The sequence below is a fragment of the Novilysobacter longmucuonensis genome (genome assembly GCF_046600735.1).
Taxonomy (GTDB): domain Bacteria; phylum Pseudomonadota; class Gammaproteobacteria; order Xanthomonadales; family Xanthomonadaceae; genus Novilysobacter_A; species Novilysobacter_A longmucuonensis.
In genome coordinates this window covers 23,074-41,256 of record NZ_JBJMAW010000016.1, presented here as the reverse complement: position 1 = coordinate 41,256, position 18,183 = coordinate 23,074, and the positions used below count along the sequence as shown (strand labels likewise).

14 protein-coding genes are annotated in these 18,183 nt (G+C 70.2%); 2 read left to right on the top strand and 12 right to left on the bottom strand.

Translation table 11 applies throughout. From position 1 onward, the window contains the following. Positions 1-64: 64 nt before the first annotated feature. Positions 65-487 (bottom strand): DUF4870 domain-containing protein, encoded by a 423-nt coding sequence (locus ACJQWM_RS12615; protein WP_332706352.1) that lies wholly within the window; start codon positions 485-487, stop codon positions 65-67. Between the two features lie 104 nt (positions 488-591). Further along, positions 592-1,908 (bottom strand): metalloprotease PmbA, encoded by a 1,317-nt coding sequence (gene pmbA / locus ACJQWM_RS12610; protein ID WP_332706389.1) that lies wholly within the window; start codon positions 1,906-1,908, stop codon positions 592-594. 170 nt (positions 1,909-2,078) lie between these two features. On the opposite strand from pmbA, the gene yjgA reads away from it, so the two are divergent. Continuing rightward, on the top strand, positions 2,079-2,630 hold the full coding sequence (gene yjgA / locus ACJQWM_RS12605) for a ribosome biogenesis factor YjgA (protein WP_332706386.1): 552 nt from the start codon (positions 2,079-2,081) through the stop codon (positions 2,628-2,630). A gap of 218 nt (positions 2,631-2,848) precedes the next feature. Here yjgA and tldD read toward each other — a convergent pair whose 3' ends face one another. The 4 genes from tldD to ACJQWM_RS12585 form a co-directional block, all read right to left on the bottom strand. Then, positions 2,849-4,285 carry a metalloprotease TldD gene (gene tldD, locus ACJQWM_RS12600; protein WP_332706350.1) on the bottom strand — a complete coding sequence of 479 codons (1,437 nt, stop codon included), beginning with the start codon at positions 4,283-4,285 and terminating at the stop codon, positions 2,849-2,851. A gap of 132 nt (positions 4,286-4,417) precedes the next feature. After that, positions 4,418-8,467, bottom strand: coding sequence for a YhdP family protein (locus ACJQWM_RS12595; RefSeq protein WP_332706347.1), 4,050 nt, complete (start codon positions 8,465-8,467; stop codon positions 4,418-4,420). A gap of 186 nt (positions 8,468-8,653) precedes the next feature. Continuing rightward, positions 8,654-10,216: an Rne/Rng family ribonuclease gene (locus tag ACJQWM_RS12590; protein ID WP_332706344.1), complete on the bottom strand. Its 1,563-nt coding sequence runs from the start codon at positions 10,214-10,216 to the stop codon at positions 8,654-8,656. Between the two features lie 316 nt (positions 10,217-10,532). After that, the gene (locus tag ACJQWM_RS12585) at positions 10,533-11,147 is read right to left on the bottom strand and encodes a Maf family protein (RefSeq protein WP_332706341.1); all 615 of its coding nucleotides are present in this window, start codon (positions 11,145-11,147) and stop codon (positions 10,533-10,535) included. Positions 11,148-11,334: 187 nt separating this feature from the next. Here ACJQWM_RS12585 and ACJQWM_RS12580 point away from each other — a divergent pair, with 187 nt between their 5' ends. After that, on the top strand, positions 11,335-11,529 hold the full coding sequence (locus ACJQWM_RS12580) for a hypothetical protein (RefSeq protein ID WP_332706337.1): 195 nt from the start codon (positions 11,335-11,337) through the stop codon (positions 11,527-11,529). Positions 11,530-11,653: 124 nt separating this feature from the next. On the opposite strand, the gene rlmH is transcribed toward ACJQWM_RS12580, so the two are convergent. The 6 genes from rlmH to leuS form a co-directional block, all read right to left on the bottom strand. Further along, the gene (rlmH, locus tag ACJQWM_RS12575; protein ID WP_332706334.1) at positions 11,654-12,124 is read right to left on the bottom strand and encodes a 23S rRNA (pseudouridine(1915)-N(3))-methyltransferase RlmH; all 471 of its coding nucleotides are present in this window, start codon (positions 12,122-12,124) and stop codon (positions 11,654-11,656) included. 76 nt (positions 12,125-12,200) lie between these two features. Beyond that, complete coding sequence (gene rsfS, locus ACJQWM_RS12570; protein ID WP_332706331.1) at positions 12,201-12,638, bottom strand: ribosome silencing factor; 438 nt, start codon at positions 12,636-12,638, stop codon at positions 12,201-12,203. 95 nt (positions 12,639-12,733) lie between these two features. Next, positions 12,734-13,438, bottom strand: coding sequence for a nicotinate-nucleotide adenylyltransferase (gene nadD, locus ACJQWM_RS12565; RefSeq protein WP_411306868.1), 705 nt, complete (start codon positions 13,436-13,438; stop codon positions 12,734-12,736). Positions 13,439-13,453: 15 nt separating this feature from the next. After that, positions 13,454-14,572 carry a DNA polymerase III subunit delta gene (gene holA / locus ACJQWM_RS12560; RefSeq protein ID WP_332706515.1) on the bottom strand — a complete coding sequence of 373 codons (1,119 nt, stop codon included), beginning with the start codon at positions 14,570-14,572 and terminating at the stop codon, positions 13,454-13,456. 2 nt (positions 14,573-14,574) lie between these two features. Beyond that, positions 14,575-15,324, bottom strand: coding sequence for an LPS-assembly lipoprotein LptE (locus ACJQWM_RS12555; protein WP_332706512.1), 750 nt, complete (start codon positions 15,322-15,324; stop codon positions 14,575-14,577). Further along, the gene (gene leuS, locus ACJQWM_RS12550; RefSeq protein WP_332706509.1) at positions 15,321-18,179 is read right to left on the bottom strand and encodes a leucine--tRNA ligase; all 2,859 of its coding nucleotides are present in this window, start codon (positions 18,177-18,179) and stop codon (positions 15,321-15,323) included. Before leuS ends, ACJQWM_RS12555 begins: the two co-directional genes overlap by 4 nt. Positions 18,180-18,183: the final 4 nt, after the last annotated feature.

The window sequence follows — 18,183 nt, the reverse complement described above, 5'->3', positions numbered from 1 at the left end:
CAAGCTCGGCTCTACGAAAAACGCCCGCGGATGCGGGCGTTTTCCGGTAACGAAAGCCCGTGCGCTACTTGATCAGGCGCAGGGTCAGTGGGTAGCGGTACGCCACACCTTCGTTGGCCTTGATCGCGGCGATGATGGTGAACACCAGCCAGGTGATGCCGACGACGACAGCCACCGGGATCGCGATCACCAGGCCGATGCCCAGGGTCACCACCGACAGGATCAGCAGCGCTAGGAAGACCAGCGCCACGGTGATGTTGAAGTTCAATGCTTCCTTGCCCTGGTCATCGACGAAACGCATCGAATCCTTCTTGACCAGCCAGATGATCAGCGGCCCGATGAAGCAGCCGATGCTGAAGGCCCAGCCGCCGGTCAGGATGCCGCCGACCAGCGCCGAGAGGTGCGCGAACATCGCCCATTGCCGCTCGTCCGCGGGAACGCCGGTTGCGGTCGCTTCGATTGCCGGTTCATTGTCTTGCTCGTTCATCGCGAATCCCTCCAGGTCAGTGCGGCCACTGTCGGCGCACATGCGTGGCAGGTCAAGCGCCAGAGGTCACCGCGCCCGGCCCCGAGGCTCCGGGCGGAGCCGCCTCAACCTTCGCCGGCGACCGTCATGCGGCCGACCAGGATCGATCCGGTACGGACGTGCGAACGCGTATCGATGTCGCTGCCGACCGCCTCGATCGCGGCAAACATCGACTTGAGATTGCCGGCGATGGTGATGCCGTCGACCGGATGCTGGATGCGCCCGTCATCGACCCAGAACCCGGCGGCGCCGCGCGAGTAGTCGCCGGTGATGGTGTTGACGCCCTGCCCCATCAGTTCGGTGACCAGCAGCCCGCGGCCCATGCCGCGCAGCATCGCCTCGAAATCGCCGGCGTTGGAGCCGATGCTGAGGTTGTGCACGCCTCCGGCGTTGCCGGTGCTCTGCAGGCCCAGCCTGCGGGCCGAGTAGCTGCTCAGCAGGTAGCGCTGCAATACGCCGGCGCTGACCAGCGGCGACTCGCGCGTGGCTACGCCCTCGGCATCGAAGGACGCCGAGCGGAAGCCGCGCGGCAGGAAGGGTTGCTCCTGCAGCGAGAACCACTCCGGAAACAACCGGGTGCCGACGCTGTCGACCAGGAAGCTCGCGCGCCGGTACACCGCCCCGCCCGACACCGCGCCGAGCAGGTGTCCGATCAGCGAGCGTGCGACCTCCGCGGCGAACAGCACCGGGTAGCTTCCGGTGGCGATCTGCCGCGGCGCCAGCCGCGACACCGCACGCTCGGCGGCCTTGCGCCCGATCGCCGCCGCGCCCTGCAACTCGTCGGCGGCCAGCGCGATGCTGTACCAGCCGTCGCGTTGCATGCCCTCGCCGCGACCCGCGATCAGGGCGCAGCCGAGGCTGTGCTGGGTGCTGCGCTCACGGCCGATGAAACCGTGTGAATTGGCGTACACCCCGACGCTGCTGCCACTGCCGACCGAGGCGCCATCGGAGTTCTCGATCAGCGCATCGGTCTCGCGTCCGGCCTGCTCGCAGGCCAGGGCGAGGTCGATCGCGTGGTCGGCCTCCAGCGCCCAAGGGTGCCAGCTGTCGAACTCGCGCAGGTCGGTCGCCATCAGCCCGGCATCGGCCAGGCCGGATGCCGGGTCGTGCTCGGTGTGACGGGCGATCGCGCAGGCCTGCTCGACCGTCGCCTCCAGGCTGTCCTCGCGCAGGTCGGCGGTACTGGCGCTGCCCTTGCGCTGGCCGAAGTAGACGGTGACCGAGATGCCGCGGTCGCGGCTGGACTCGACCGTCTCGACCTCGCCCATGCGGACGTTGACGTTGAGCCCGGTCTCCTCCGAGCACGACACCTCGGCCTGGTCGGCGCCGCGGCCGCGGGCGCTGGCGAGCAGGCGCTGCGAGAGCTCGGCCAGCGCATCCAGGCGGGCCTCGCTGTCGACGTGGGTGGGCGCGTGGCCGGGCGTGCTGGCCGGGGCGGAAGCGGAGGTGGACTGGTTCAATGGCTTATCCTTGCGTACGTAGTGCCGGGCTTGCCCGGCAACCTTTCACGACTGTGCCGAGCAGGCCCGGCACGACGGAACGGCGGTGCATGATGCGTGGCATAGACGAGGAAACCGGCGAATACCGGGGCGAGAGCCGCAGCCACAACCGGCGCGAGGCCCTGGAGGTGCTGGCGCTGGGCGAGCAACTGGTCGCGCTGACCGAGGCCCAGCTGGCGAAGCTGCCGGTGCCCGAGGCGCTGTTGCCGCACATCCACGATGCCCGCCGCATCAGCTCGCACATCGCCCGCAAACGGCAACTGGCGTTCCTGGCCAAGCAGTTGCGGCGCGAGGACGACGAGACCCTGAACGCGATCCGCGACGCGCTCGACGACAAGGGCGAGACCGCGCGGCGCGAGGCGGCGGCGTTGCACCGGGTCGAAGCCTGGCGCGACCGGCTGCTGGCCGAGGGCGACGTGGCCCTCGCCGAGCTGCTGGACCAGCATCCTGAAGCCGACCGCCAGGGCCTGCGCCAGCTGGTGCGCAATGCGCTGGAGGAGCGCAAGCGCAACAAGCCGCCGCGGGCGTATCGGGAGTTGTTCCGGGAGTTGCGGGGGTTGATGCTGGACGGCGAGGCGGCCGACGACAGCGATACCGCCCTTTAGCTCCCTCTCCCCTCGGGAGAGGGCTGGGGTGAGGGTCCGGCGGAGCGGTGAAGCCGCGAATCGCTGCGGAAGTACCGCGTTCGCGTTGTCGCACAGAAGCTGACAACTGACAGCAGCTGCATCATTGTCGTCGCTTCGCCGAACCCTCATCCGCCCTCCGGGCACCTTCTCCCGAGGGGAGAAGGAAACAGTCAGCGAGCCCCGCGCCACCGCCACACTCACGCCTGCGTCCCGCCCACCGTCAGCCCCTCGATCAGCAGCGACGGCTGGCCGACGCCGACCGGCACGCTCTGGCCGTCCTTGCCGCACACACCGACGCCCTCATCCAACGCGAGGTCGTGGCCGATCATGCGGACCTTCTGCATCGTCTCGGGGCCATTGCCGATCAGGGTCGCGCCCTTGACCGGCGCGGTGACCTTGCCGTCCTCGATCAGGTACGCCTCGGTCGCCGAGAACACGTACTTGCCGCTGGTGATGTCGACCTGGCCGCCGCCGAAGTTGACCGCGTACAGGCCCCGCTTGATCGAGCCGATCATTTCCTGCGGGTCGTGCGTGCCGGCGCGCATGTAGGTGTTGGTCATGCGCGGCATCGTCAGGTGCGCGAACGACTCGCGCCGGCCGTTGCCGGTCGGGGCGACCCCCATCAGCCGGGCGTTGAGGGTGTCCTGCATGAAGCCGACCAGCACGCCGTCCTCGATCAGCGTGGTGCACTGGGTCGGGGTGCCCTCGTCGTCTATGTTGAGGGAGCCGCGGCGGCCCGGCAGGGTGCCGTCGTCGACGATGGTGACGCCCGGGGATGCCACGCGCTGGCCCATGCGCCCGGCATAGGTCGAGGTGCCTTTGCGGTTGAAGTCGCCTTCCAGACCGTGGCCGACCGCTTCGTGCAGCAGCACACCGGGCCAGCCGCTGCCGAGCACCACCGGCATCACCCCGGCCGGTGCATCGACCGCTTCGAGGTTCACCAGCGCCTGCCGCAGCGCTTCGCGGGCCCAATGCTCGGGCTTGCCGTCGCCGAGCAGCTCGGCATAGGTGTAGCGGCCGCCGCCGCCGGCGTAGCCACTCTCGCGGCGGCCGTTCTGCTCGACGATCACCCGCACGCTGAAGCGCACCAGCGGCCGCACGTCGGCGGCGAGCACGCCATCGCTGCGCGCGATCAGCACGGTGTCGACGCCGCCCGACAGGCTCACCACCACCTGGTTGACGCGCGGGTCGGCGGCCCGCAGCAACTGGTCGATACGGCGCAGCGCTTCGACTTTTTCCTCGTTGCCGAGCGAATCGACCGGGTCCTCGCTCGGATATAAGGCGTGGCTGTTGCCGCGGATCAGCGACTGCGTGGTTACGGTGGAGCCGTCGCGGGCAATCGCCCGGGCCGACCTGGAGGCGGTCAGCAGGGCCTCGCTGTTGATCTCTTCGGAGTAGGCGAAGCCGGTCTTCTCACCGCTGATCGCGCGCACGCCGACGCCCTGCTCGATCGAGTGCGCGCCGTCCTTGACGATACCGTCCTCAACCGTCCAGCTCTCGCGCCGTGCATGCTGAAAGTACAGATCGCCGAAGTCCACGCCGGGGCCGAGCAGCGTGCCGAAGGTGCGTTCGAGGCCACCGGCATCGAGGCCGGCGGGCAGCAGCAGGCGTGATTCGGCGAGTTGTAGGGTCATGGACAGGTCCGGTCGGTGGGATCTTGCGGGATCTTGCCGGGGACGGCGTGGTCCCGGGCAGAGGTGACACTGCAAACGCGGCGCGGGTGGCCGGCAGCGCCAGAGACTACATGCGGCCCCGCGAAGGCACCTTCAACCAGCCGGCTCCGGCGCCGCGGCCGACACCCGGGTCTGTTCACGGGTGACCACCTCGACCTTCGGCTCCTTCCACGGTCCGGTGACCTTGTAGGTCCTGGCCACGATCTGCCCCAACGGCTTCTCCAGCACCGCGTTGGCGGCCGCGCCCAGCGCCGCGCCGACCGGGCCGCCGGCGATCGCGCCGACCGCTGTCAGCAGGTTGCCGGCCTTGACCCGCACCTCGACGGTCTGGTCGTAAGTCTGCTCGCGCAGGTCGGCGCTGCCGCGGATGTCGATCGCCGCAGCCGGCCCGTCCATCACCAGGTCCTCACTGCGCGCGGTGCCTCCGGCGAACCGCACGGTGCCGTCGATCCGGTTGAAGGCGAACCCCTTCGAGAAGAAGTCACCGAAATCCAGGCTCAGCCGGCGCGGCAGCTCGGCGATGCTCAGCAGGCCGAGCACGCGCCCGGCGCCGGGTTCGACTTCGAGCAGGCGGCCTTCGCGCGCCGCCAGCGTCAGGCTGCCGTCCAGCGAATCCAGCCCGAACGCCGCCGGGCTGCCGGGCCAGGCCGCGTCGAAGGCGAGCTTGCCGTGGCCGCCGCCAAGGCGGTCGGCAAATCCGAGACCGGTCAGCAGCGCACCGAGGTCTTCGCTGTCCACCGCGACGTTCATGTGCGTGCGTGCCGCCGGGCCCTGCCCGCTCCATTCGCCGGTCAGATCGATCGCCTGCTTGTCCGAGCGCGTCTGCAGTTGTTCGATGCGCATTCCGTCGGCGCTGGGACGGCTGCGCAGGCTCGCCTTGCCGAAGCGCGCCTCGCCGACGCGCAGATCCCCGACGACGAGGTCCAGCGCCGGAATGCGCGCAGGGTGGAGCCCGCTGGCGCCTGAGTTTGCGCGAGGCGGATCGGCCAGCGTCGACATCGCGGTCGCGGGCGAGGCTGCATCTGGTTGAGAAGCGGATTGTGAAGTGAGTTGGGAGGCTTGCTGTGGCGCGGCATCGGACCCGGCAGCGGGCGTGGCATCGGTCTGTAGCGGAGCCGTCGCGGCGGCGCTACGCCAGTGTGCCCGCTCGAATTCGCCATCGATCGCCGGGGGCTCGCCGCTGGCGCGATCGCCCGTGGTGATCCGCATCGCCCCCTGCAGCGCCGCGCCGGTGGTGTGCAGCGTGATCGCGCCCTGCGCCGCCGGCGCCGCCGGCGCCGCCGGCGCCGCCACCAACCGGGTGTCAGGGAACACGCCGCCGAGCAGGTGCAGCCGCTGTGCGCGGACATCGATCTGCTGCAACGGCAGCTGCGAGGCGGACGCGCCGGCATCGCCGACGCCGCGGTCGTCGTCCTGTCCAGCACCACGCGCCAGCGCGACCCACTCCATCGCGTCCAGGTCGGCCGCCGTGCCGGTCGCGACCAGGCCGGCCGGTGGTGCCGCGGTGCCGACGCTGCCCGCGCCCAGCACCACGCGCACCCCGGTGGGCCCATTGTCGGTGCGGGCGCGCAACGCCATGCGTTCGCCCAGCCCGACCAGGATGTCGCCGCTGCCCAGCGGCAGCGGTGCCTCCACGGTGGCCGCCAGCGCCTCACCAGCGGGCTTGCGCAGCGGCGCCGGCAGCGCCAATCCGGTGCCGACCAGGTCCGAGCGCAACCGCAGCCGCGCGGCCGGCCAGCCGCGCGGGCGCGAGGCGTGCACGGCCACGGCAATGTTCCAGGCCGAGCGTCCGTCCAGGTGCGGCTGGAGCCAGGCCAGTTGCGGGGCGCGCTCGAGCAGTCGGTCGGCCGCCAGCTCGACGTCCAGCTCGGCCTCGAAGGCCTGCCCCGGCACCTCCACGTAGTCCTTGCCGGCGCGCAGCGACAAGCGGCCCGGTGCACCTTCGTGGCGCACCCGGAGCTGTTCGGCGCGGAAGCCGGTGCGCGAGTATTCGGCGCGGCCGCTGACCCGGTCGAAGCCGAGCTGCCAGCGCGCGTCGGCCAGTTCGGCATTGGCGAGCTCGATGGTGCCGGCGACGTGCGGTCGACTGCCGCGCCGCAGCGGCAGGACCAGCCCGAAGCCCAGCGCCGCCGCGCCGCGCGCGCTCAGGTTGTCGAGCGTGTCGGCATGGCTCGCATGCAGCGGACTATCGCGCAGCAGCGACAGCAACTTGGAGGCGTCGCCGCTGCCCCGCGCCTGCACGCGCAGGCGGCCACCACGGTAGGCGTCGATCCCGGCGCGCAACGACCCGATGTCGATGCCAGCCAGCGCGCCGGTGCCGGCGAGCTCGAACCCGTCGCCGACAAACCGCACATCCGTCTCGACAGCCTCGGCGGCGGGCCACTCCGGATGGAATTTCAACTCGCCCTGGCTGATATGCGCGCTCGCTTCGAACCGGCCCTCGCCGGCGCTGAACGGCCAGTGGTCCAGATCGCCGGAGACCAGCGCACGCCCGTCCTGCAGGCTACCGCCGAGCAGCGCCGCATCGAGCCACGCCACCACCGATTCGGACATGCGGTGGCGCACCAGGAAATCCCTGGCGAGCGGCAACTGGAACTCGTCGAACTGGGCCGCCAGCTCCAGCCACGGGCGCGTACCGTCGCCCTGCCACCACAGGCTGCCGCGGGCCACCAGGCCAAGCACGCCGTCGTCGGTGCCGTCGTTGCCGAGGCCTCCCGCGTCTGCAGCCTCGATGCGCAATCCGGACGTGCCGACGCGCCAGCCACCGCCCTCGCGCCAGCCGCTCACGTCGCCGGCCAGGCGCACGCTGCGCGCGGCGCCGAACCCGCCGGGCCAGTCCAGGCGCAGCGGCGAGGCCGGGTCCAGCCGCAGGCTGAAGCCGTCCGCATCGCTGTCCAGTGCGCCAGCCAGCCCCTGCACCCCGGCGGCGTCGCCCACCGCGTCGAAGCCCAGGCCCGAGATGCGCGCGCTGGCGTGCATCGGACCGCCATGCTCGCTGTGGATCTCGACCTCGTGCATGGTCGCCTGCGGCTGGGTGGCTTGCAGCCAGCGCCGCCATGCCGGTGGCACGCGATCGCTCAAGGACGCCACCGCCAGCAGCGGCGCCACGTCGATCCGCTCGGCGCGCAAGGTATGACGCCGTCCGCCGGTCAGGACCAGCCCGTCGAGCGTCTGCAGGTGCCCGGCGGCGCGCACGCGCAACACCGGTGCATCCAGGCGCCAGCCGCCCGCGCCCAAGGCCCAGTGCGCACGCCCTTCGACCCGGCCGAGTTGCGCCTGGGTGGCCGCCCTGCCGTCTTCGGGGGTGGCAGTGCCGTGCAGGCCGACATCGTCTAGCGCAGCCTCCACGGTGACCCGCGCCAGCCGGTAACCGTGCAGTTCGGCCCAGGCTTCGGCGCGGCCCCGACCGGAGCCCACCGCGACGCCGGCCACCCGCAGCAGCGGCGACCACGCGGACAGGTCGGCGCGCCGGGCGCCGCCGTAGGCGCGGCCGTCGCCGCTGGCGCGGTCGAGCTCGAGCACCGCGTCCAGCGGCATCGCATCGAGCTGCGGCCACGCCCGCACCCCGGCCAGCACGCGCTCACCATCGACCCGCACACGCAGGTCGATCCGCGGGATGCGCGCATCGATTCCCAGCGAAGGCGCGATCACCGCCAGCTTTCCATCGATCACCTGCAGCTCGCCGAGTCCTTCCAGCGCCTCCAGCGGGTCCTCGCCGGACTGCTGCTGCCCCGGCAGGCCGCGCACCTGCCAGCGGCCGTCGGGCGCGCGCTCCAGGGTCAGGTCGAGCCCGCGCAGCCGCAGCTCCGAAAACGCCCGGCCCGGCAGCAGCCCGGCGTAGACCGACACCAGCATCTCGGCATCGCCGACGGTGAACGCCCCGGCGCCATCACCGATGCGCAGGTTGTCGAGCTGCAGCAGCGGCCCGCGCCGGGTCCACTGGGTATCGACCCGGTCGAACGCGACCGTGCGCCCGGCGCGCTCGCTGAGCCACCCGGCGATCTGCCCGGGGTTGCGCTCGGCCAGCGGCAACAACTGGCTGGCGATGCCCAGCAGCACCGCGACCAGCACCACCGCGATCGCGATGGTGTAGCCGAGGCCACGGCGGGCCAGACGCAGGCGGCGGCGCAGGGGGGTGGGCATCAGCTCGGGGCGCTCGGCGTCGGCGGCGGCGGGACTCGGGACCCGGGGCTCGGGACTCGGGAACAGCGGTCACGCCGCGACCGTGCGACTACGACAGGCGTCGCGGCTTTTGCTTTCGCAGTTGTTCTTGACTTCCCCGAGTCCCGGCTCGACCGAATCCCGAGTCCCCAGTCCCGAGCCCCGGCGCTATAGAAGAACGACATCGAACTGCTCCTGCGCATACTGCTCGTCGGCCTGGAACCGGATCGACTTGGCGAGGAACTCCTCCAACTCCGCCACCGCCGCCGACTCTTCCTCGGTGATGCGCGCGACCACCTTGGGCGAGGCGATCACCAGCATGCGCTGGGCGTCGAACTGGCGGACCTGACGGACGATGTCGCGGAAGATTTCGTAGGTGACCGTGTCGGGGGTTTTCAACATGCCGCGGCCGCCGCACTCGTGGCAGGGCTCGCTCAGTTGCCGTTCGAGACTTTCGGTAGTGCGCTTGCGGGTCATCTCGACCAGCCCCAGCGGCGAGAAGTCGTAGACGGTGGTCTTGGCATGATCGCGGGCCAGCGCCTTCTCGAGCTGGCGCAGCACCTGGCGCTTGTGTTCGGCGTCGGTCATGTCGATGAAATCGATAATGATGATGCCGCCCAGGTTGCGCAGCCGCAGTTGCCGCGCGACCGATTGCGCCGCCTCCAGGTTGGTGCGGTAGACGGTCTCCTCCAGGTTGCGCTGGCCGAGGAACGAGCCGGTGTTGATGTCGACCGTGGTCATCGCCTCGGTCTGGTCGATCACCAGATACCCCCCGGACTTGAGCGGCACCTGCTTGGAGAGCGCACGCTGGATCTCGTCCTCGACGCCGTAGAGGTCGAAGATCGGCCGCGCGCCGGCGTAGTGCTCGATCTTCTCATCGAGCCCGGGCATGTACTGCGCGGCGAATACCCGCAAACGCTCGCAGGTCTCGCGCGAGTCGACCTTGACCTTCTCCACGTCGCGCCGCATCAGGTCGCGCACCGCGCGCAGCGGCAGGGTCAGGTCCTCGTAGACGCACTCGCCGACCCGGGCGCCCTGCGCCTTCTCGGCGATCAGCGCCCACACCCGACCCAGGTAGCCGATGTCCTCGGCGAGCGCCTCCTCGGGCTGGCTTTCGGCGTTGGTCCGCACGATGTAGCCGTGTCGGTCGCCGTCGGGCGGCTCGCCCGGTATCGCTGGCTCGGCGCCGGACGGCGTGCTCGTCGACGGCATGCTGTTCGACAGCGTGCCGTTCGACAGCAGGGTGACGTGCGACTTCAGGCGCAGGCGCTCGGCCTCGTCCTCGATCCGCGCCGACACGCCGACCACCCGGGTGCGCGGCAGCAGCACCAGATAACGCGAGGGAATGCTGAGCTGGGTGGTCAGGCGCGCGCCCTTGCTGCCGATCGGGTCCTTGACCACCTGCACGATGATTTCCTGGCCGTCGCGCAGCAGCTCGGCGATCGGCCGGGTCGGGGTCGGTGGCAGCGGCGCCTCGTCGGCTTCGCCATTGCCGACCGGGGCCGGCTTGACGATGTCGGCCGCGTGCAGGAACGCCGCGCGATCCAGCCCGATATCGACGAACGCCGCCTGCATGCCCGGCATCACCCGCTGCACCCGGCCCTTGTAGATGTTGCCGACCACCCCGCGCGCGCCGCCGCGCTCGATGTGCAGCTCCTGCAGCATGCCGTTCTCCACCACCGCCACGCGGGTTTCGCGCGGGGTGACGTTGACCAGGATCTCTTCCGTCATATCGGAGCCCCGCTGCCCGGCGCGACTACCGGGCATGCGCATGCGTGGGCTTGCGACTCGTGCGCGGCACCTACTCCCCCTCTCCCGCTCGCGGGGTAAAGACGCACGGCTTGCGCGCCATTGGCGCGCGTGCGGCTGAACGCCCGCGCCGCTGGCGCGGGCTGGGGCGCGGAGCGGGGCCGGGGTGAGGGCACGCGAAAGCCGGACCGCGACCAAACCCTGAGCATTTGCTCAACCAAGGCAACGGCTCCTGACACAGATCGACACGGAAAGACACGGATAAAGCATGTATTTGATAGTGCTCTATCCGTGTTCATCAGATTTGATCTGTGTCAAAAGCTTTGGCGATCGGCCCCAGGCCAAATTCGCCCAGCAGCCGGGCAGTCTGGTGCAGTGGCAGGCCCATCACGCCGGAATAGCTGCCGTCGAGCCGGGTCACGAACACCTCCGCACCGCCCTGGATCGCATACCCGCCGGCCTTGCCGAACGGCTCGCCGCTGGCGACGTATGTCGCGATCTGCGCCTCACCGAGTTCGGCGAACGTCACCTCGGAGACCGACACCGCCTGCGACTCGCGCGAGGACGACACCAGCGACACCGCCGAGATTACCCGGTGGGTGCGCCCCGACAAGCGGCGCAGCATCGCGGTGGCACCGTCGGCATCGCGGGGCTTGCCGAGCACCTGCTCGACGCCATCGGCGTCATCGAGCACCACTTCGGTATCCGAACCCAGCACCAGCGCCGACCTGTCGCCCACGACCTGTGCCAGACCGGCGACCGCCTTCTCGCGCGCGACACGGCGCACGTACACCTCGGCCGGCTCGCCGGGCTGTCGGTGTTCGGGGAGGTCCAGATCGATGGCGCCGAATTCGAGACCGAGACGGGCCAGGAGTTCGCGGCGGCGGGGGGATTTCGAGGCGAGATAGAGCATCGCGGCAAGGATAACCCGCGATGGCTGAGCGCCAGCCCCCAAGAACCCGTGAAAACCGCGCCAAACGTGGCCGATCACGACCTGGCTCACGAATCGTTCACCGGATCGGCAGGCACGCGAGTCTGTCACCCGGCCAAGACACTTGGTCGGTCAACCTCGAGTCCGTGTCCGCACCGGGAGATCCAGCATGACTGCCCGCGACAAAACCGCGCCGCCGGCGCCCGACCCGGAGCCGGAGCACAACCCCGGCTATGCCGAAGCCGAGCCGCGCGACCGCGACGATGCCCAGCAGCCGGAGCCACGCCGGCGGCCCAATCCCGACGCCGGCGGCATCGACCGGGAACCGGAGGACGACACCGATCCCGCCTCGCACCGGTCGTAGAGCGGAGCTTGCTCCGCTGCGAGATGCCCGGCCAAGAGCAGCCGAGCAAGTTCGGCTCTACGCATGCCGCCACGGATGGCGCCATTGCGGGCATGGCCCGCTCCTACATCTGGACGCTCGACGTCTACGCGCGGTGGTAGGGATGGTTCGCCAGCAACGCCGCGGCGCGGTAGAGCTGCTCGGCGGCCACCAGCCGCACCAGCATGTGCGGCAGGGTCAGCGGACCCAGCGACCAGGACTCCTCGGCACGCGTGAGCACCTCCTGCGCATGCCCTTCGGGGCCGCCGATCAGGAACGCCAGGTCGCGCCCCTGGCCACGCCAGTGCTCCAGCCGTTGCGCCAGTTCCTCCGAGGACCATCTGCGCCCGCCCCCGTCCAGTGCGACCACCCAAGCCTGCTTCGGTATCGCCGCCAGCACCCGGGCGCCCTCGTCCTGCATCGCCCGCGCCGCGTCGCGGCCCTTGCCGCGCACGCCGGGCTCGACTTCCACCAGGTCCAGCGGCAACCAGTGCGAGAGCCGCTTGCGGTATTCGCCAAAGCCCTCGGCGACCCAGCGCGGCGCGCGTTCGCCCACGGCGATCAGTTTCGCTTTCATCAACCCGATGGTAACGCCCGCCCAGAAAGAAGGCGCCCGTAGGCGCCTTCTCTATATCCGCAGATCTCCGAAACGACTACCGATAGTCGCTGCCGGCATCGTCCTGGTCGTCCTCGAGCGCGTCCTCATCCTCCGGCGGCTCGTCGCCGACCGTCCACAGCCGCTCCAGCGCATAGAACTCGCGCACCCGCGGCAGCATCACGTGGACCACCACGTCGCCCAGGTCGACCAGCACCCATTCGGCTTCGCGCTCGCCTTCCACGCCCAGCGGCATGACGTCGAGGTTCTTGGCGAACTTGATCACCTCGTCGGCGATCGACTTGACGTGGCGGGTCGAGGTGCCGGAGACAACGACCATGTAGTCGGTGACGCTGCTCTTGCCGCGCACGTCGATCTCGACGATATCCTTGGCTTTCAGTTCCCCGATCGCGTCATGCACGGTCTTCAGCAACGCATCGATCGGCGGCGGGGGATTGGGTAGACGGGTCTTGATGACGTGGGCTTGGCTGGACAAAACGGAATCGACTCTGGGGGAGTTGGGGGTGTTGAAGGCCTGGACCTTCCGACGCGGAAACCTGGGGTGAATCCCGGGATGAATGCTGAGCGTGATTATAGCGAAGCCGGTGGCGAGCCCGGGTCGTCGGGCAATTCCGCCACGCCATCGTCCTCCGGCGTGCGATACAGCTCGTGACGATCGATGTAGCTGGCCACCGCGGCCGGCACCAGTTCGCGCCAGCCCGCATCACCGCTGGCGATGCGCTGGCGCACGGCGGTTGCCGACTGCGCCTGCAGCGGCTGGTGCAGGCGCAGCAGGCGGCCTGCCGGCGCTGCGTGCAGCCCGGCGGCTGAATCGCAGCGGCGCCCGTGGATGGCCGCGGCCAGGGGTTCGGGCAGGTCCTGCTCCAGCGAAGCGCCGGGGCGGTCGGCCACCACGAAGTGCGCCAGTTCGAACAGCGCCTGCCAGCAATGCCACTGCGGCAAGCCGAGAAAACTGTCGGCGCCCAGCAGCAGCGCGAGCGGCTGCGCCTCGCCGGTCTCGCTGCGTATCTCGCGCAAGGTCTCCACCGAGTACGAGCGGCCCGCGCGCCGCAGTTCGCGGCGGTCGACCTTGAGCCGCGGCTCCCCCGCGACCGCAAGGTCCAGCATGCGCGCGCGATGCACCGCGGCCGCCCCGGGCGCGGGCCGGTGCGGCGGGTCGGCGGCGGGCATCAGTCGGACCTCGGCGTCGAGCGCATCGCGCGCCGCCCGCGCGATGCCGAGGTGGCCCTCGTGCACCGGATCGAAGGTGCCGCCCTGGAATACCAGCAGGTCCATTCGCCTTCGCATCCCTCAGCGCGGGGCTGCCAGCGTGCCGGCGAGCAGGCGCGCGGCGCGCGGCTCGGCCAGCGCCAGCAGCAGCCGTTCGAGGGCACGCCAGGGATCGCCGGCCTCGCGCCCCTTGGCCATCCGATCGACGCGCCCGACCTGGGCCACGAACAGGTCCCAGCGCCGCGGATCGTGCTCGTGCCGCTGCAGCGCGCGGCGGTACATCGGCTGTTTGGAGTCCCAGATGCGCTGCGCCTTGAACCCGGCCGACAGATTGCCGCCGCGTGCCTGGATGCGCGCCAGCGCGGCGCCGCGCTGCAGTTCCATCGTCACCATGCCCAGCAGCGCCGGCACCGCCTCGCCCTCGGCGCGCAGGCCGGCCAGCATGCGCGAGACCTGCCCGGCCTGGCCGTTCATCGCCGCATCGATCACCCGGAACACGTCGAAGCGCGCGGCATCGGCGACCAGCGCATCGATGCGGTCGGCATCGAGCACCCGGTCATCGCGGCTGCCGTTCGCGGGAGTGTCGGTTCCGGAGCCGTGCTCACCGCCACCGCCGGACAGCAGCGCGAGCTTGTCGATCTCCTGCGCGGCCGCCAGCAAATTGCCCTCGACCCGATCGGCCAGGCGCTGCACCCCGCTGCGATCGGCCCGCAGGCCATGCCCGCGCAGGCGGCGCTCGATCCAGTCGGGCAGTTCGTGCGGCTTGATCGCCCAGGCCACCGCGACATGGCCGATGCGCCCGATCGCCTCGCTCCACTTGCCACCATGCTGCTTGAGGCTCCATTCGCCGGCGGTGATCAGCAGCACCACGTCCGCGGGCGGCTCGTCGCAGAACTCAGTGATCAGCTTTGCGCCGTCCTTGCCGGGCTTGCCGGTCGGCAGGCGCACTTCCAGCAGGCGGCGGCTGGCAAACAGGCTCGGCGCCCGGAAACTCGCCTGCAAGGCGTTCCAGTCGGGCTCGCGCGGGTTGCCTTCGGCCTCGAACACCTCACGCTCGGCGATGCCCTGGTCGCGCGCGGCGGCGCGCACCGCGTCGGCGGCCTCCAGTACGCGCAGGGTCTCGGGGCCAGCAATCAGGTAGGCCGGACGCAGCGGTTCGGAGGCGAGTCGGGTGACCAGCTGCTCCGGCTTGACGTCCATGCTCAGGAATGTGGGACTTGCACAGGGCCGTCGCCGTCGCCGTCCACGGCCGCCTCGTCGGCATGGGCGTCCGATTCGATGTCGGCATCTGCGTCGACCTCGGTGTCTGCATCGGCTTCGACCCCGGCATCCGCGTCCAACGGCGCCGTGGAGCCGGCGGACGCCTGCCCATCCACGAGCAGCTCACCGCGCCGGGCCACCGCATCGATCCGGCGCAGGACCGACGCCGCCATTTCCCGCTGCAGCTCACGCACCAGGATGTCGCGTTCGCCTTCGGCGCCCTGGGACTGGGTCGGCACCGAGATGTAGTCGCGCGAAAGCTCGATGGTCTGGCGCGGCACCAGCATCGAGCCGTCGGCCTTGCGCAACTCGAAGATCACCGCGTAGCGAAGGCTGAACTCCTGCGCGCGGCCGAAGGTGTCGACGCTGATCGGGGTATCGCCCCACTCCTCGGCCAGTACCTCCAGCACCGCCGGGTTTTCCGTCCGCGAGGTGGCCGGCACGGCGCCGGCGCGGGTCAGCGACTGTGCCAGGGAATCGGCCAGCGGGCTGTAGCGGTCGACCGAGACGACCTGCACCGGCCCGAGATCAGGCGGCAGCACCAACGCGTCACGCAGGCTGAAACCGCAGGCCGCAAGCGCCAGCACGAGGGCCAGCGCGAGGGTGCGGGGAACGAGGCGAACAATCATGCGGCGAGCAACCATGCGGGGAGTCTGGAGGAGGGCCGTCAGGCCGGCAAGCGCCGGGTTCAACCGGCGATCACGATGTTCACGATCTTGCCCGGTACCACGATCACCTTGCGCACCGGCTGTTCGCCGATGAACCTGGCCACGTGGGGCTCGGCCAGCGCCAGGCGCTCGGCCTCGGCCTTGCCGACGTTGACCGGCACCTCGATCGTGCCGCGCAACTTGCCGTTGACCTGCACCGCCAGGGTGACCGCATCGCGCACCAGCGCGGCCGGGTCGGCCTGCGGGAACGGCACATCCTCGATCAGCGTCTCCGCATGGCCCAGCGCCTGCCACAACGCATGGCTCACGTGCGGGGTGACCGGATTGAGCAGCAACACCATCGCCTCCAGCGCCTCGTGCCGCAACGCGCGACCGTGGTCGCTCATGTCGTCGAACCTGGAGACATGGTTGAGCAGTTCCATCAGCGCCGCGATCGCGGTGTTGAAGCTGTGGCGGCGGCCGTAGTCGTCGCCGACTTTCTGGATGGTCTCGTGCAGGTACCGGCGCAGGGTCTTCTGCTCGGCGTTGAGGGTGCTTGCGTCGATCACGCCTTCCGCGTGCCCCCATCCGCCTTCGGCACCTTCCCCCGCAAGCGGGGGAAGGGAATTGGACCGGCCTGCGGCCGCACGTCCAATATGGGGATGATCCGGCTGCGACACGTGGGTCAGCACCTCGCGCCAGAACCGGCGCAGGAACCGCGCCATGCCTTCCACGCCGGCCTCGTTCCACTCGAGCGACTGTTCCGGCGGCGCGGCGAACATCGAGAACAACCGCACCGTGTCGACGCCGTACCTGCCGATCATCAGCTGCGGATCGACGCCGTTGTTCTTGGATTTGGACATCTTCTCGGTGCCGCCGATCACCACCGGCTCGCCGTCCGCGACCAGGCTCGCGCCGGTGATGCGGCCGCGCTCGTCGCGCGCGATCTCGACCTCGGCCGGGTTGATCCAGTCCCTGGAGCCGTCGGCGTTGTCGCGGTAGAAAGTCTCGGCGATCACCATGCCCTGGGTCAGCAGGTTGGCCGCCGGCTCGTCGCTGTCGACCAGACCCTGGTCGCGCAGCAGCTTGTGGTAGAAGCGGAAATACAGCAGGTGCAGGATCGCGTGCTCGATGCCGCCGATGTACTGGTCGATCGGCAGCCAGTAGTTGGCGCGCTCATCGACCTGCGTGCTCGCACCCGGCGAGGTGTAGCGCGCCGAATACCAGCTCGATTCCATGAAGGTGTCGAAGGTGTCGGTCTCGCGCTCGGCATCGCCACCGCAGGTCGGACACGTGGTCCTGCGCCAATCGGGATCGGCCTTGAGCGGCGAGCCGGTGCCCATGAACTCGACGTCCTCCGGCAGCAGCACCGGCAACTGGTCTTCCGGCACCGGCACATCGCCGCATTTCGAGCAGATGATCACCGGGATCGGGCAACCCCAATAGCGCTGGCGGCTGACGCCCCAGTCGCGCAGCCGGTAGTTGACCCGGCGCCCGCCACGGCCGTCCGCCTCCAGCCTGGCCGCCAGCGCATCGAACGCCTGCTGGAAGTCCATGCCGTCGTACTCGCCCGAGTTCACCAGCCAGCCGCGTTCGGTATGGGCGCCCTGCTCTTCCACCGCGCGCACGAACTGCTGCACCACCTGCACCGCCGCGCCGGTGTCGTAGACATCGCCCGGGCGTGCTTCGCCCAGCGCTGCACTCATCGCGTCGGCGTGCTGGCCGATGTCGTGCTCCATCTCGCGCAGGGCGTCGCGCACCCCGTCGGGCACGATCACGGTCTTGATCGGCAGCCCGTAGCGGGTGGCGAATTCCCAGTCGCGCTGGTCGTGGCCGGGCACCGCCATCACCGCGCCGGTGCCGTAGTTCATCAGCACGAAGTTGGCGACGTACAGCGGGATTTCCTCGCCGGTGAGCGGATGCACCGCGCGCAGGCCGGCGAACATGCCGCGCTTTTCCTGGGTCTCCAGCTCGGCCTCGCTGACGCCGCCCTGGCGCAGCTCGGCGATGAAGGCGGCAAGCTCTTCATTGTCGCGCGCGGCATGCGCCGCCAGCGGATGCTCGGCGGCAATCGACACGAACGTCGCGCCCATCAACGTGTCGGGGCGGGTGGTGTAGACCGTGACCGAATCGACCGGCTGGCCGTCGCCATCGACCACCTCGAAGCGGATCTCCAGCCCTTCGGAGCGACCGATCCAGTTGCGCTGCATGGTCTTGACCGCATCCGGCCAGCCCGGCAGCGCGTCGAGGCCGTCGAGCAGCTCCTGCGCGTAGGCGGTGATCTTGAGGAACCACTGCGGGATCTCGCGCTTCTCCACAGGTGCACCGGTGCGCCAGCCGCGGCCGTCGATCACCTGCTCGTTGGCCAGCACGGTCTGGTCGACCGGGTCCCAGTTCACCACCGAATTCTTGCGGTACGCCAGGCCCTGCTTCATCAGCCGCACGAACATGCGCTGCTCGTGCACGTAGTAGGACGGCTCGCAGGTGGCGAACTCGCGCGACCAGTCGATCGCATAGCCCATCGCCCGCAACTGCTGCTTCATGTGCGCGATGTTGGCGTAGGTCCACTTGGCCGGCGCGGTCTTGTGCTTGATCGCGGCGTTCTCGGCCGGCAGTCCGAACGCATCCCAGGCCATCGGCTGCAGCACGTTGTGGCCGGTCATCCTCTTGTAGCGGCTGATCACGTCGCTGATCGTGTAGTTGCGCACATGGCCCATGTGCAGCGCGCCGGAGGGATACGGCAGCATCGACAGGCAGAAGTACTTGGGCCTGGGCGAGGACTCGTCGACCTCGAATGCCCGGGTGTCGTCCCAGTAGCGCTGGGCGGCGGCCTCCACGGCGGACGGGTCGAATGCCCGCGGGTCGGCGGCGGTGGGGTCGGTGGCGGCTTCGGAGGACACGGCG

Coding starts and splice junctions, on each gene's coding strand:
- ACJQWM_RS12615 (WP_332706352.1), bottom strand. CDS start 487: ATGAACGAGCAAGACAATGAACCGGCAATCGAAGCGACCGCAACCGGC.
- yjgA (WP_332706386.1), top strand. CDS start 2,079: ATGCGTGGCATAGACGAGGAAACCGGCGAATACCGGGGCGAGAGCCGC.
- tldD (WP_332706350.1), bottom strand. CDS start 4,285: ATGACCCTACAACTCGCCGAATCACGCCTGCTGCTGCCCGCCGGCCTC.
- ACJQWM_RS12595 (WP_332706347.1), bottom strand. CDS start 8,467: ATGCCCACCCCCCTGCGCCGCCGCCTGCGTCTGGCCCGCCGTGGCCTC.
- ACJQWM_RS12590 (WP_332706344.1), bottom strand. CDS start 10,216: ATGACGGAAGAGATCCTGGTCAACGTCACCCCGCGCGAAACCCGCGTG.
- ACJQWM_RS12585 (WP_332706341.1), bottom strand. CDS start 11,147: ATGCTCTATCTCGCCTCGAAATCCCCCCGCCGCCGCGAACTCCTGGCC.
- ACJQWM_RS12580 (WP_332706337.1), top strand. CDS start 11,335: ATGACTGCCCGCGACAAAACCGCGCCGCCGGCGCCCGACCCGGAGCCG.
- rlmH (WP_332706334.1), bottom strand. CDS start 12,124: ATGAAAGCGAAACTGATCGCCGTGGGCGAACGCGCGCCGCGCTGGGTC.
- nadD (WP_411306868.1), bottom strand. CDS start 13,438: ATGGACCTGCTGGTATTCCAGGGCGGCACCTTCGATCCGGTGCACGAG.
- holA (WP_332706515.1), bottom strand. CDS start 14,572: ATGGACGTCAAGCCGGAGCAGCTGGTCACCCGACTCGCCTCCGAACCG.